General features: G+C 32.2%; 13 protein-coding genes. All 13 read right to left on the bottom strand.

Features of this window, described 5'->3' with window-relative positions; genetic code table 11:
* Positions 1 to 79: 79 nt before the first annotated feature.
* Complete coding sequence (locus tag RBU61_RS05015) at positions 80 to 985, bottom strand: AbiJ-NTD4 domain-containing protein (protein WP_308878494.1); 906 nt, start codon at positions 983 to 985, stop codon at positions 80 to 82.
* A gap of 89 nt (positions 986 to 1,074) precedes the next feature.
* Positions 1,075 to 1,269, bottom strand: coding sequence for a hypothetical protein (locus RBU61_RS05010; protein ID WP_308878492.1), 195 nt, complete (start codon positions 1,267 to 1,269; stop codon positions 1,075 to 1,077).
* Between the two features lie 245 nt (positions 1,270 to 1,514).
* A complete protein-coding gene (locus RBU61_RS05005; protein ID WP_308878490.1) occupies positions 1,515 to 4,289 on the bottom strand; it encodes a hypothetical protein in 2,775 nt (924 codons plus the stop codon).
* Positions 4,290 to 4,562: 273 nt separating this feature from the next.
* Positions 4,563 to 4,751 (bottom strand): hypothetical protein, encoded by a 189-nt coding sequence (locus RBU61_RS05000; protein WP_308878489.1) that lies wholly within the window; start codon positions 4,749 to 4,751, stop codon positions 4,563 to 4,565.
* A 664-nt stretch (positions 4,752 to 5,415) separates the two neighbouring features.
* The gene (locus RBU61_RS04995) at positions 5,416 to 5,544 is read right to left on the bottom strand and encodes a hypothetical protein (protein WP_308878488.1); all 129 of its coding nucleotides are present in this window, start codon (positions 5,542 to 5,544) and stop codon (positions 5,416 to 5,418) included.
* Positions 5,545 to 5,696: 152 nt separating this feature from the next.
* Positions 5,697 to 5,918: a PC4/YdbC family ssDNA-binding protein gene (locus RBU61_RS04990; protein WP_308878486.1), complete on the bottom strand. Its 222-nt coding sequence runs from the start codon at positions 5,916 to 5,918 to the stop codon at positions 5,697 to 5,699.
* 32 nt (positions 5,919 to 5,950) lie between these two features.
* Positions 5,951 to 9,049, bottom strand: a complete 3,099-nt coding sequence (locus tag RBU61_RS04985) for a type I restriction endonuclease subunit R (RefSeq protein ID WP_308878485.1) — start codon at positions 9,047 to 9,049, stop codon at positions 5,951 to 5,953.
* Between the two features lie 2 nt (positions 9,050 to 9,051).
* Positions 9,052 to 10,215: an AAA family ATPase gene (locus RBU61_RS04980; RefSeq protein ID WP_308878484.1), complete on the bottom strand. Its 1,164-nt coding sequence runs from the start codon at positions 10,213 to 10,215 to the stop codon at positions 9,052 to 9,054.
* 1 nt (position 10,216) lies between these two features.
* Positions 10,217 to 11,338, bottom strand: coding sequence for a restriction endonuclease subunit S (locus tag RBU61_RS04975; protein ID WP_308878482.1), 1,122 nt, complete (start codon positions 11,336 to 11,338; stop codon positions 10,217 to 10,219).
* Positions 11,335 to 12,882, bottom strand: a complete 1,548-nt coding sequence (locus RBU61_RS04970; RefSeq protein ID WP_308878481.1) for a type I restriction-modification system subunit M — start codon at positions 12,880 to 12,882, stop codon at positions 11,335 to 11,337. The genes RBU61_RS04975 and RBU61_RS04970 overlap by 4 nt, the downstream gene beginning before the upstream one ends.
* 208 nt (positions 12,883 to 13,090) lie before the next feature.
* Positions 13,091 to 13,300 carry a helix-turn-helix transcriptional regulator gene (locus RBU61_RS04965; RefSeq protein WP_308878480.1) on the bottom strand — a complete coding sequence of 70 codons (210 nt, stop codon included), beginning with the start codon at positions 13,298 to 13,300 and terminating at the stop codon, positions 13,091 to 13,093.
* A 399-nt stretch (positions 13,301 to 13,699) separates the two neighbouring features.
* Positions 13,700 to 13,915 (bottom strand): helix-turn-helix domain-containing protein, encoded by a 216-nt coding sequence (locus RBU61_RS04960; RefSeq protein ID WP_308878479.1) that lies wholly within the window; start codon positions 13,913 to 13,915, stop codon positions 13,700 to 13,702.
* 319 nt (positions 13,916 to 14,234) lie between these two features.
* The gene (locus RBU61_RS04955) at positions 14,235 to 14,801 is read right to left on the bottom strand and encodes a hypothetical protein (RefSeq protein ID WP_308878478.1); all 567 of its coding nucleotides are present in this window, start codon (positions 14,799 to 14,801) and stop codon (positions 14,235 to 14,237) included.
* Positions 14,802 to 15,532: the final 731 nt, after the last annotated feature.

The raw sequence follows: 15,532 nt of genomic DNA, 5'->3' as shown, positions 1-15,532 counted from the left end.
TATTAATACCCCACATACCACTCTGGAGACTCCCTCACTCTTTCTTCAATAGAAGTCTCAGGCTTAACGTTCTCCTCTTTTATTGTAAATATTGAATTGCTAAAGCAATTAACGACAAGCAGCGGTTAAAAAAGTAATCATAGTGACGATTATCTGTAATATCAATTTTATTTGTCTCATGATGACGAATCCTAAAGTTATTGCCAATGTTCGTTAATGCCTTAAATTCAGCATCAAAAATCATAATAAATTCAGCTTGTCCGTTACTCATATTACTTACCACTTTAGTTGCAGAGTCCTTTTTGTCAAAATTAGTATAATAAGTTTTCAATCGTTCCAAAGCATCCCATATTTTTTCGACTGAATATTGACGGGCTGCTGGATCTGGAGTTTTATATAATGCAATTGCATCTTTTATCAATTCTCTTGTACCAAGTTCAGAAATTTGTTGTACTTGAGTCTCTATTTTGGGTGAAAGAGGAGTGTTTTCTACAATACGCTCAATATTTTTTTCACTAGTCAATGTAAACAGTAACCCAGACTCTTGAAATATTTCGTTTACTTCATTTTGATAATCATAGAAAATATTTGTTGTATCCAAACAATGAATATACCAATAATTTTTATAAAGTTTATTATTCCATCCTTCAGAGATATCCTTTATATTTTTAGCAACATATTCTATAAGGTCAATTAATGAATATTGGTCATAATCATCATTGTATTGTGGGGTAGCTATACGACCATGCTCATCTCTGAAAATATTAGGGATTTTTATTGCCATTCTATTTTCAAATTGACTACGGTTAAATCCAATATAATCCTCATTCACAAAAGAACAATGCTGCTGAAGAGTAAATTCATGCGTTAGATTTTTATAGTATTTTTCGCATATATTCAATAGCAAAGTGTAAACTTCTATTGATATTTCACTTGTACGTTCAATAGGCTTTCTTAATCCATGTCGTTCTGTGTATAAACTCATTTTTTAGTCCTCCCTCTTATTTAATGATGATATAGCCACTAAGCTACTCATCTTTTATTTATATTTCTTCATATCCGATTTTTCCTTTATTATACATGTTTCAACAAAATATTTCCATTATATTGCTTTTTTGCAAGATTTAAATCTTCAGCTTTTCTCGCTATCTCATCAATAGGACTCTGTCCTTCCTCATCACCAAACTCCACATTTATGTTGATATGTATATCTGCATTTTTATGGGAGAGAGATACAATCGTCTCAGCGGATATATAATTTGAAAACATATCCCCACAAACTAAATCCTATTAAAACCAAAAGATAGTTTTATGAAAGAATTAAAAGCCTTTCACTAATAAACATTAGGCGAAGTTCACCCCATCATAAAGCTTAATGAACATCTCAGCATTAACATTTTTGTTTTGATTTCTGATGTCTTATTATTTATTTGTGTTTTGGTTTCTATTTTGCTTTTGACAAAATTTTTGTATCCAAAATGTACTCAACGTTAAATACATGTAAATATAATTATTTATCCAAGTGACCCAAGTTCCACCTGTACCTCATTAGCAACTTTACGCACTACATAGTTTGTATCTACAGATGCTTTTTGAATAATGTATTTGTATGTTTCAAAATCAACATCTTTTAATAGGTAAATATTTCTAAGTATTTTATTTTTTATGTAGAAATTATCTGTGTCCATTAGCTTAACTAATTGATTACATACAACATTCTTATTCTCTATGTTTTGCAATAATAAAAACAGAATTTGAACCGCATTCCAACGAATATCCAAGTCGGATTCCACACACCACTCTATCGCCTGTTGTAATATTATATGTTCTAACTGAATGTCAGACACAGGGGAATTGTTAGCTTCTAGATAATTCAAAAATGCTGCACTAGCTTTTCTATTTGATAAAGTATCATCGCCAATATCTGCTAATATATTAAGTAACTCCACTGTAATATCTTCGCCTAAACAATTATATAAAAGAAGTGCAGAAAACCTGAGATTTGTTTCACTTAGATTCGTCATGATAGCCTGTGCCTTTTCCACTTGCGGTTTGCTCGACAATAATTCTATTATCTTATTTTTGTTACGCTCTTGTACGCTAGTTCGAGATTTGAGCAAGTAAACAAGCAATTCCATAGCATCTATTTTTGCTTCAATCGTCTGTTTTTCCCTTAATAACGTTTCACTCGAGACTTGAAACGCAGAATCAATTAAGTCATTAGAAAACTTTGCCGTACTTTGCTGTAAGATATTCTTGATAGTAATATGCGGCAGATTCCCTCGATCAAAAAATGTCCCATTTTTTCCTTGTTCTTCGTTGTCTTTCTGCACTTGATTTATATATGACTTCAGAAAAACTGGCATATCCGTGTTCTCTTCGACAGTTGTCTCCAAACGGTAAGTGCTGTCATAAAAATCAGGCATTTCATCAGCAATTATTTTATCAAGTTCTTCTGTTAGATCCCTATGCTTTTTCCTAAGTGTAAACAGCGCTGCCTCTAGACCATGAATATGTGTCCTTTCATCTGGATTTTGTACAATATTTATAATGACTTCCAATAGATTAGCTACATTTTCTGGAGACGCTTGGTCAAGATTTATGCATTTCCTAATCAGTTTAAATATTTCGTCGTAAAATCGACGTTTGTTATTATGAATACAGTTGCATATGATTTCAATTAGTTGGTTCTGAGAGATACGCAAATAACTCCCTTCAAGGGCAGGGAATATCTCATAACCTATTACAGTTACGGAATTTTCATCTTTAATCCATTTGGAAATAAGCTCATATAACTCAGACCAAACAAAACTGAATCTTTCATCATCCATATAATAGCAAGTAATTCTAAACGCATCTAACTTGCTAATAAACCGTTTATGAGCAATTGGTCTGTTGTTCGAAAAAGAATAAATTTCATATGCATCGTTTTCATTCATCTTACTTAGCAAATCACCAAAACATCGAATTATGCCGTCAGTTTCCTTTTGTTTACCAAATATAATTGTAGTTTTTAGCAGCAGTTTTTTTATGCTCCAATTTGAATACCTAGTTGCACAATAAAATGAAATAAGTTTTATACGTTCGTATAGTAACTCTAAATGAGTAAGTGAGCCATTATACATCGCTAATACATAAATGCCTGTAAGTGATTTAATATGTGCACCTAGCCCGTGACCGTAAGTAACAGTCCCAGGAGTTTCAGTTTTATATCTAATATCCTGTTGAATAATACCTTCATAATAATTACTGTCTAGCCTGTCCAATAATGGGTAATAAAGCAAAGATTGACTGTTATCCAGTTCGTTTTGATATTTCGGTTTTAGCGAGTAAGTATTTCGGCTTTCCTGTAAGAACATATCTTGATTCCGCAAATCAATGAGTATATCTTTTATAAGCCATTCAGGTAAGCAATTTTGTTTTGCTATTTGCAATGCTTCATCTAGTTTGTTTATACAAGCTTCTTGATTTCCGGAATAATATTCCTTGATGGCCTCGTACCGCTTTTTTGTTACAGTAAAATGCTGCGAAGTTTGATGTTTCTCAATTTCTAATAATAATGAACTCAAGTTATATTCATTGACGGTAGCCCCTTCAAATAACACGGGGAGAAAAGCAGCGCATAATTGGTCTATGTTTCCTGTTTTTTTCACTTCGTCATTTGAAAGCTCAAGAATCAGCTTTGTAAAATATTCAACACAACAGTCAATATTAGTAAGTACATCTTTTTGTGCAATACTATCTGAATAGAGAGATAATTCAATATTTGAAATATCAGCAGATTGCTCTATCGATGACTCTTCATGCCATGTTAAGCGTCCTTTGCAGTAGTGCTTATATATCATTACTAAATCGTTAATTAAATCTATTGCACCGGTTTTGATAAGGCTTTTAAAATCATGTATGGTTTCACTTTTTGCGTATTTTGCGCCCTTCAAGCTTTTTTGCAGTGGCGTTTCTGCTTTTGAGAATTGGTCACAAAAATAGAAAAGTGATTTGATACCATGCTTTTTAGCTGTATCAATTTCCTTTTGAACTCCTGTTGGAACACCATCGTTATTATCGATCAGAAATATACATACATCGCAATCTTCCAATGCATATGTATAGTGCTGTCCCGCCGAAGTCGTGGAAGCTCCTTCGGATTCAAAAACATAAGCTTTTGCAAAACCCGTTGATTCAATTAATACTTTAAGTGCTTCACGCACGAAATTATATTTTTGTTTTTCAGGCTCATTACCACATGCAGAGCTTATAAATATTTGTATTTTTTGCTCAGGTATAATCATAGTCCACCTCTCCCAAATTCATTTTAATAAATGTTTGATTTTATCACATTCACCACCAACAGTTGCAGATTCAGCAACCAATAAAAGCTACGTATTGTGTTACCAATACACTTCTTTTATTCAAATTTTATCTTCATAGGGGTCTTGCTCTTTATCATAGTCAAAGAACCTTTTTAATCACACTCAGGACCAGTACAGGACTGAAATTCCAAAATAGGTACTATTACTGCTTCTTCATTTTACGGAACTTCCCATTGTAGATATAATACATCCTTATTTTTTATCTCCTTCACCTAATAACTTCACTTCCATATCTTCCAAGGCCTTGATATAATTTTTTTCTGCCTTGGAAACATCATATAAATGTAACTCCTTATATTTCTTATACTCTGTCTTTGCCTTAAGTTCAGCTGCCTTAGCACTAATCTTGCCAGCATGGGTTAGAATTTCATGCTTGGACAATTTCAGAATCTATCTAGCGCTTCATAATGAAATAAATATACCTTCTAATACTTTGAACAAGTTAGTAGACTCTTAGGCTAAATTATTTATGCGACAAATTTAATATGCTGAAATTGCTAATACAGTCTATAGCTTCAAATATTCTTAAAATTAAAGTATATTAAATTTCTTAAAGATTTTTTTGATCCGCGTGTTTGTAATATTACCTTAATTCTATAGCATCTTCCAGCATTTCTCAACTAATAATTCTATAATTTGACAAATATAATGATTGTTATGATTATTTAATGATTAGAAAATCAAGTAGACATATTCCCACAAACAAAAACCATTGAATGTCATCTACACACTCAATGGCTCTAACTATTGATATTACTCAGTTTCATTCTTTTCTAGCTTAACAACTACCTCACAATGCCTTGAGAGTACAATAATGATGTCGTATGTATCTGATATGCCCTTGGTGGCAGAGTATATTTCTGAAAAATTCACTACTAAAGTTACATCTGCATTATGTAGTCTCATTTTGGTAATTTAGACTCTTGCCTTTTACAAATAAATTCTAATACTTTTTGTATCAAAATTGTAATGAATAAAACCCTCAAAAGAATTATTATATTTGAAGGCTTTATCTATTACAATTTGCATTGATGTTTTCATGTTGTTACCCAGCCGAAGTACATCCTTTATGGTACTCCTCAAATATCTTTTTAGGCACAGCTGCCTTTTCTTCATCAACTATTACTTTTCCATCTACTATCTTATAGCCAAGCGGCATATGCCTTTGCATCATCTACCTCACCTCACTTTCCATAATGCTCTGTCAGCTCCAGATTGTTAATTAGCTTAAAAGTATAACAAAAACTTCAACCAAAATACATCTTCAAAAAGGCACTCAAATAAAACAAATTTATTTGAGTGCCTATCCTTGATGCTAATTAGCCGCTATATTTCCATATTATTTAAAAATTCTTTTAGCTTAACTAATTCTTCTGTTGACAAGGTAATGCCTTTTCCCATTTTCTCGCCATTAGGCGCCCATTCTCGAAGATCGTACTTAGCTTCTTTTTCGTTCCAACTTATACTCCTAAGTTCCGTTGTCCAACCCTTTGAAGATTCTGACAATTTACCATGTTTTTGAGTTACTTCATATTTAAATTCTGCCATTTATCCACATTATCCTTTATATTTTAATATTATTAAATCTTTCCACCCACACCTTTAAATTTATCTACAAAAGCAGAAATCTTCTGAAAAACGCTCTGCTTTTTTGCTAAATATTGAGGATTAAGCGGACTCATTTTAGGAAGAATTTCATTAAGGTCCGTTCCATTTTCACTGACATATTCTCTTTTTAACGAATTCAAAATATACCTTTTTGCAGACTCTTCATTTAGTTTTTCAGCATTGATCAATTCTTCCGCTTCCCGTTTTTGCTCCGCTTGTGCAAATAAAAAGAAGGCCTCAATAATACTTGCTTTATCTTGAATCTCGTCTAAATCTGCTTGATGAATAAAATCAACTACTAAGCTTTCTTTTGCACGGTTCCCCACACTAGATCGAATTATACGACGTACTTCTTCAATCAACAATTCTTTACTCTTTACTTTTTTATTTTTTTCAAAAATAAGTTCAAGAATGTAATCTAAATTTATCTCTTGTGATTTTAAAAGATCTACTTCAAAGACAACATCATCCCAATCAATAGAGGAATTTTCTTTTTCATTTCCAGCTTTTTCACGACGTAGCCAATCGCGAATATCGTTATATGCAGAACGATAGTCTTGAATAGTTCTTTCCTCAGGCACTTTAATCTCTTGCATAGTAGCTATCTCTTCATCACTTACATAATAAGTTGATTTAAATTTTTCTAAAGTCTTAGAGTCAGTAATATCTATTGTTTGTAAAGCTCTTAAAGCTGAAAATTCATCGTAATTCTGAAGGATATTTTCAATACGCAAATATTCACCAAAGAGTTTAACAAACTCTTTTTTATCTTTTTCAGTAACAATATCATCCGTACTAGAAAAATGTTCTTGTAATTCTTTGACTACATCTACATATCCACGGCGGGCTTCACCAGTTGCCACATCAGTGAATCCTTCCATATATTCTTTGTAGCTTTTTTCCAACACTACATTTTTAGTATTTTTATCTCCAAAAAGAGTAATTGCGTCTATAGTTGCTTGTTCTAAGTCTCTAAAAGTAACAATATTTCCAAAGTTTTTAGTAGAATCGTAAATACGATTTGTTCTTGAAAAAGCCTGTATTAAACCATGATATCTAAGATTTTTATCAACAAATAAAGTATTCAATGTAGGTGCATCGAAACCTGTCAAAAACATTCCTACTACAATCAATAAATCGATTTCTTTATTCTTCACTCGTTTAGCAAGATCACGATAATAATTTTGAAATTCATTGCTTTCTACACCATAATTGGTTTTAAACATGGCATTATAATCTTTAATAGCCAAACTTAAAAACTCTTTTGCACTACTATCCATTGCTGATGGTTCAAAAGTTTCATCCTGAATTTCACCTATAGCATTTTGCTCTTCATTAGCAGCAAAGGAAAATATTGTAGCAATCTTAAGAGGCTTATCACTTTCTTTTTGTAAGTTATTTAACGCTTCATAATAGAATTTGGCTGCATCAACACTACTAACAGCAAACATAGCATTAAATCCTTTTCCATTCGTATTTAGGCGATGCGTTTTTATTCTAAAATTATCAAGAATATATTGAGAGATTTCTTTAACTCGCTCAGGATGTAGCAAAGCTTCTTTATTTTCTGCTGCCGATAGCTTTTCCTCCTCCTGTTCTGTTTCAATATTTTTGAATTTGGGACGTACATCGTTATAATCTACTTTGAATTTTAAAACTTTTTCATCTCTAATGGCATCAGTAATTACATAAGAGTGCAACTCTCGACCAAAGACACTGGCAGTAGTTTCAGAACCCAAAGCATTTTCTGGGAAAATAGGCGTACCTGTAAATCCAAATTGATAGAACTTCTTAAATTTCTTTTTAATATTTTTTTGAGCTTCGCCAAATTGCGAGCGGTGAGCTTCATCAAAAATGAATACCACTTGTTTATTATATATAGGCAATTCTGTTTCACTCTTAATTAAATTATTAAGCTTTTGAATAGTCGTAACAATAATTTTATTATCATCTTTTTCAATGTTACGCTTTAACCCTGCGGTACTCTCTGAACCATTAACACTATCCGGAGAAAAACGTTGATACTCTTTCATCGTCTGATAGTCTAGATCTTTCCTATCTACAACAAAAAATACTTTATCAATAAAATCCAGTTCAGTCGCCAAACGTGCTGCTTTAAAACTTGTCAGGGTTTTTCCTGAACCTGTTGTATGCCAAATATATCCTCCGCTTTCAGTGGTGCTCCAGTTTTTGGATACATAGGAACTTTTGATTTTCCATAGAATTCTTTCTGTAGCAGCAATTTGATAAGGACGCATAATCAGAAGATTGTCACTCACATCAAAAACAGAATATTTTAGCAGTACATTCAACAAAGTATTTTTCTGAAAAAAAGTCGCTGTAAAATCTTTCAAATCTTTAATCAGGCTATTATCTGATCTTGCCCAATTCATAGTAAAATCAAAACTATTCTTATCTCGTCTCGTTGTATTAGCAAAATACCTGCTATCTGTGCCATTAGAAATCACGAAAATCTGTAAATATTTAAACAAAGAGTTTTCAGAATTAAAACTTTCCTTACTATACCGATGAACCTGATTAAAGGCTTCACGAATAGCAATCCCACGCTTTTTAAGCTCCACTTGTACTAAGGGCAAGCCATTAACTAAAATGGTAACATCATATCTATTGGCTTGAGTACCTTTCTGTTCAAATTGGGAAATTACCTGCACTTTATTATTGGCAAAATTATTTTTATCTACCAGGTAAATATTTTGAATATGCCCATCATCAAAGACAAAGTCATAAATATAATCATTATGAATTTTACGAGTTTTATCAATATAATTGTCACTAGGTTTATCTAAAAACTCTTCACAAAACCTAATCCATTCAGCTTCTGAAAATTTTACATGATTAAGATTTTGCAACTCTACACGAACATTAGCAAACATTTTTTCAGGAGTTGTTAAATTAGGCAGATGTTCATAGCCTTGATTGACTAAATCACTGATAAACTCCCGCTCTAAACTGTATTCACTTTGATAGCCCTCACACACCTGAAAACATTTGTCATATTTATCTAAAACTATAAATTTTTTTGATTCGGCAATGGTTTTGTAATCACTCATCTTTATGCCTCCTTCCAAAAGCTATAGTTGCTTATCAAATGTTCAAGTAATAGCCTAACAGTTTGCTTTTCTTGGGGAGATGGTTCTGCTACACTTTCATCTGAGAGTGTAGAATGACTTGTAAATTGAATAATACGATTATAATAACTTTCTTTGTTGCCAGGTAATAATTCTGACCATTTTGGAAATCCAAGAAAACTAGCTGTTTTTTCATATAGATTTCTTAAAAGAGTGAAATGATATCTTTCTACTTGATTATTCTCAATTGCTTCCTCTATAGTCTTCTTCAAATGCAAATGATAAGAAAAGCTCTTATTTGAATCTCCTCTTTTTTCTTGCAGTTCAAAAGTACCGTCTTCTTGCCGTCCTAGCATATAGCAAGTCTTAGATTTCAACTCATTATGGAGCACATTATAAAAGATAGGATTGTGTGTTGTAATAATAAACTTTAGTCCAGATTCAAAATCATTTTTTTTGATCAATTGAGCCAAGTCTACAGCTAACTGCATCAAATGGTTATCATCTAATGAAGTTACAGGGTCATCAATAAATATATATTTCATCTGGTCAAATTGATTTGTTTCTCTACCACTTGGTTCAGCTACATTTAAAACATCAATAACTTGTTCAAGTAGAGAATAGAAAACGCACCATACGAAGTTACTTTCTTCTCCTTTTGAAATTTTAATATTATTTGAACGCTCATCATTACCACGTTCATATGAAAATGTTACTTCTGTAAACGCTCCAACCGATATATTCTCCCCATTTTTATCTATAATAGCATATTCTTCATTAAAATGTGGAGTTAATTTCTCATCAGTATAATGTTGAAAATGAGAAATAATATTTCTATCTTGTCCTTGCTCTTCAAAAATCCATCTTGTAAATGAGTTAGGGTGAATCTTAAGTTTTGGTTCAGTATCATTTTCTAAGTCATTATCCCAATAGAATAAATCTTCCGTAAAAGCATTATAATAAAGGATTTTTTTACTAACTACTTCTGATTCCACTAACTCCATTTCACCATCTACTTTCGGTTCCACTAATAATTTGAATTCCCGTGAAAGTCTTGTTTTACCAGTTCCATTAAAGGCATAAATTAGTTGAACCTTTTTATCATTATCTTTTAACTGCTTTGCAATATCAGTTAATGAAACACCCATCTTAATCCTCTACCTCCTTTTTTGGAAAGCTAAGAAGCATATTACGATAATACTCGTATTGTTTTTGACGCAATTCTATTTCACAAGGTAAACCTTCGGTAATTGAGGATGTCAAGGCGTCGAATTTATCTAAAATAGATACTATACGCTTTTTTTGTAAAGGCAATGGATTTGGAACCATGATGCTATTCAAATTTTTCTGATTTAATTTGGGTTGAGCGGCCCCCGATATATAGGGAGTTAAATCAATATAATTTAAATAAAATTCAACAAATCTACGTTCTTCATAAGTCTTAAATTTAAGTACATGAGCATGATTGTTTACCCATATCCTCCCACTGGCACTAAATGCAATTGGTGTATTTCTAGCAAGTAGATTTGCACCATCTTCCGAAATAAGTAAAAAATCTCCTTCAAAAATATAATCTTTTACATAATCAACAATACCAGATGCACCATAATATGGAATATCTCCAAACTCTCTTACACCACTAGTAACCGGTTTACGCATTGAGTCAAGATTCTCGGCAAGCCCCCCCAACGCCTTCCACTCAACTTCGCCCTCTTCAAAAGTCAACAACTTATCACGATAATACTCATATTGCTTTTTACGAGCTGTAAGCTCTGCTGTAAGCTCTGCTGTAAGCTTCGTGAAAGCGTCCAAAATACGGACGATTTCTTCTTGTACTTTTAGAGGTGGGATTGGGATTTGGAGTTTTTCCACAACTATCGCATCTAGAGTTGGAATACCAGCAACACGTACCTTCGAACGCAATAAATGTTGCTGACCAATTAAAAAGTAATATATAAATTTATTATTTAATAAATCCGAATGTTGAATACAAAAGCATCCATCTGAAGACCAAAAATCTACAGCACTGTACCCTACTATACCAGCAGAAGCACCAACATTTATAACCATTACACTGTGGGCTGGTCTGTTACTTTGTCCGTAATAACCCAATGGCTCTAAACCACCATGAAACACAGGAAATTTCTCAGCATCAGATAGTTGATTTCTAGTTAATCTTCTACCGCGTAAAACATTAGATACTTCCCCCAACGCCTTCCATTCAACTTCAACACCATCAAGTAGTTTCTCCATAAAATTCGGCTTCATCATGATTCAATCACCTCAATAATCTCATCAATGTCAGCTCGAAGCTTATCTATCTTTGCTACGGTCGTTTTTATTTCTGCATTCACCTCATTGATATCAATAACTTCTCTTGTGTCTTTAGCTTCCACGTAAGAGCTTACAGACAGATTGTAATCATTTTGAACGATTGCATCATACTCAACGGATTTTGCAACATAATCAACATCTTCTTTACTGTCAAACATTTTTAGAATTTGCTCAATGTGATTATCTGTCAGTATGTTATTATTGTTCTCTTTCTTGTAAAAATCTTCGCCACTTGCATCAATAAACTGGGTTTTATTATTGCTTTTATGCTTAGAAAGTACTAAAATATTAACTGCTATTGAAGTCCCGTAAAAAAGATTAGGTGCTAATGAAATAACTGTTTCTACAAAGTTATTATCAATCAAATACTTTCTGATTTTTTGTTCTGCTCCGCCACGGTAAAAAATACCAGGAAAACAAACGATAGCAGCACGACCTTTGCTTGAAAGATAACTAAGGGCATGAAGCACAAAGGCAAAATCAGCTTTTGACTTTGGAGCTAATACTCCTGCTGGGGCAAATCTCTCATCATTTATTAGGGTTGGATCATCACTGCCAATCCATTTTATAGAATATGGAGGATTAGATACAATGGCATCAAAAGGTTTTTCATCACCAAATCGAGGGTCTAAAAGTGTATTTCCTAAAGCAATATTAAACTTATCGTAGTTTATATTGTGCAAAAACATATTCATACGGGCAAGGTTATAAGTCGTATGATTAATCTCCTGTCCATAAAAGCCATCTTCGATAATATGAGCATCAAACTGTTTTTTTGCTTGTAACAAAAGTGAACCCGAACCAGCTGCAGGGTCATAAATTTTATTGATGGTTGTTTGCTTGTGAAGCGCTAACTGTGCAATAAGTTTAGATACACACTGCGGTGTAAAAAACTCACCTCCAGATTTTCCTGCATTGGCAGCATAATTAGAAATTAAAAACTCATAGGCATCACCAAAAAGATCAATATGACTATTTTCAAATTCACCAAAATTAAGTCCCTCAATGCCTTTAATTACAGCGGCTAAACGACTGTTTTTATCCTTTACGGTATTTCCAAGTCTATTGCTTGTCGTATCAAAGTCAGTGAATAGTCCTTTAATATCTAGTTCAGATGGATAACCATTTGCTGAACTTTCAATAGCAGAAAATATGGCTGCCAAATCTGTATTCAAGCTTTCATTTGTATTTGCTTTTTTTGCAATATTAGTAAATAACTGACTCGGATATATGAAATACCCTTTTGTTTTAATGGCATCATCTTTAATTTCTTTAGTTATAATATCATCATCAAGTTCTGCATAATTGATGTTTTCGTCTCCAGCTTCAATATAGCTAGAAAAGTTCTCACTTATGAAACGATAAAAAAGAGTTCCTAAAACATATTGTTTAAAATCCCATCCATCTACTGAACCACGGACATCATTGGCTATTTTCCAGATTTGAGATTGTAATTCCGCTCGTTGCTCTGCACTTGTCATTTTATATCCCTCCAATTGTTATAATAAGCACCTCAATGACCGAGGGTATTTTTTTAAGACTTTCACTTTTGGCTTTAATTTCTATCAAAGTTTTATATTTTTTCTTCTTAATATTACTATATTTTCAATACATTAACTACCAATTCCTAATAAGTATTCCCAGCTTCTATTTTAGCTATAATAGGATGTCTCTCCATAAAAATGGACATTATTCTACTTCATTAACTACCTCTACTATATCGCCAATATCGCATTCAAGCATTTTACAGATCTTGAGTAATACACCAAGAGATACCACTTCATTTTTCTTAAGCTTTGTGAATGTAGCCGGACTGATCTTTGCTGATTTTCTTACTTCAACATTCCTCATGTCTTTGTCGATTATTAATTTCCATAGTTTTTTATAGCTTACGCCCATAATAACACCTCTTCATAGATAGTCGATTTCGTTTCAATCCCTTACTCCACACCACTATAATACAAATATCAATCTCAAAATATTATAACAGTTACAATTCATAAATTCAACATAATCGTTCAATATCTCAAAAATCACCGTAAATAATCAACTACGAAACAGGAAAAACAAAAGAAAATATTTATATTATCTATTGTACATATTACCACTTGTTCTTTTCTGATGTTAAGTATATTTTTAAAATGAGTCCTTCTGGTTGGTTCATTCTGACCCCCACCTCAGTCCACAAAACATGTAATTTCCCCTTGGTGAAAATACATGTTTTTTATGTTCTTAATCTCTTTTATTCAAAAATTATTCTATAATTAAAAAATATCTATTGGATGAATTACTTCCATTCTACCTATAACGTGATTCTTTTCTAAGCAAACCACAACGGATTAAATCAGCTATGGCTCTCTTTACTGTACTTCTTGACATGGATGTGTCTTTTGCAATGGTATTAATAGCTGGCCAGTATTCACCCTTTGCATCACATCTGTCTTTCAGATACATATATACATACTTAGCACGAGATGGAAGCTCCTCTTTATAGATTATTCCAAAAAGGCTCAAAGAAAACCACCCTCTATGTCCTTAGTATTGGTTTACGTTTTGGATCTACTTTGCCTCCATCTGTTTGTTCATGGAGAAATTTATTTAGTCTTTGGTTCGACCGAAAACTTATCTCTTATAGTTTTTATATTTAGCTTTGAAGCTATATATAATAAATGCATTAAGATGTAACATCTTAATGCATTTATTATTTTAATTTTATTTGATTATTAGAATATAATTTCATATCCTACTCATAATGTATTCTATTCTATGGGCAAAATGTAGATAATATTCAATAGTTATGATTTAATAATTAGTATTCATAGAATCTATATTCTTATTTTAATTCAAGTTTATACATATTTCCATCAAACACAAAATCAATAGTTTCTATATCTCCAAATATTTTAAATACAAGTATTCCAATAGGATCTTCTACTTGAATATATTTATCATCCATTGAATTATGTAATAAAATTAAATCATCCCCTTCATTATCTACTGCACTGATATCCATTTTAGGAATAACAGAATCACGCTGAGAGGTATTGTTTTTATTTGGATTATAATTAAGCGTCAGTAGGAGATAACCGTCTCTCTTGCTAACTTCAGAATTTGAGCCATGGAATCCTATATCAAATCCTAATTTAGTACTATCAACAGTTGTCTTACTAATCTTTTCATATATAGCAACTGAATCTTTTACGGCATCATTCTCAGATTTAACTAAGTAATAATCTAATAATTGAAATGAGAAATCTTCTAATTCTACAATTGTATCTTCTAATAATGGTGTACTACTTTGAACCTTTTGATTATCTTGCTCATTATCACTACTACTATTTGTACAAGCAGTTAATAAAAATATTAAAGTTACTATCAATAAAATAAATTTTTTATTCATTAAACCATCCCCATCATGATTTAGTTGTTTACAAAAAAGCACATTAGAAAATACCATCTTAACATTCTACTAATGTTTATCTATAGTATATAATTCACCTGCCATTTTATCAACCAAATTTATCCATTTACTCTTCAAATATCCCCAATTGCCCAATATCATCTGTCAAATGCTCTATTTTTAAGGGTCAAAAAACGGTGCTTTTCACTGATTTTTGACCCAACTTTCGTCCTCTAACCACTATATGTTGTTGTCGAATCTTATTATTTCTCCTATAACCCACAATACGTCATCAGAATTATACTCTCAACATGCCTTGAGAGGTCAATAAAGATGTCGTAGGTTGATATTATCCCCTTGGTGGGAGGGTATTTTTCAAGTAATTTAACAGGGTAGTATTTATTGTATCGCTGCCAAAATAAATTCACGCAAAGGTTAATTAAAGGTAATATCTTAGACAAGTTGTTTCTATGCATTAACCTCATAATTATGTAAAAACCGTACCTTAACGCAGAAATCCCTAATTCTGCGTACAAGTTAGAACCCTAAAGCAAATTCCCCCAAACTTATTAGTCTGAGGGAACATAAAAACAATTCAATTTTTATCTAAAAAACTTCAAAACTCTTAGAACCAGCCTATTCCTTAACGATCAACATAACACACTCAACATGTGTTTTGATAGAAAAATGATACTAATACGCATTAAATCTAATTTTGCGTAAAGATGTAC

It is taken from the genome of Tissierella sp. MB52-C2 (assembly GCF_030931715.1).
Classification (GTDB): domain Bacteria; phylum Bacillota; class Clostridia; order Tissierellales; family Tissierellaceae; genus Tissierella.
Note: the sequence above shows the minus strand (reverse complement) of the source record. Positions and strands in the feature narration are given on the sequence as shown.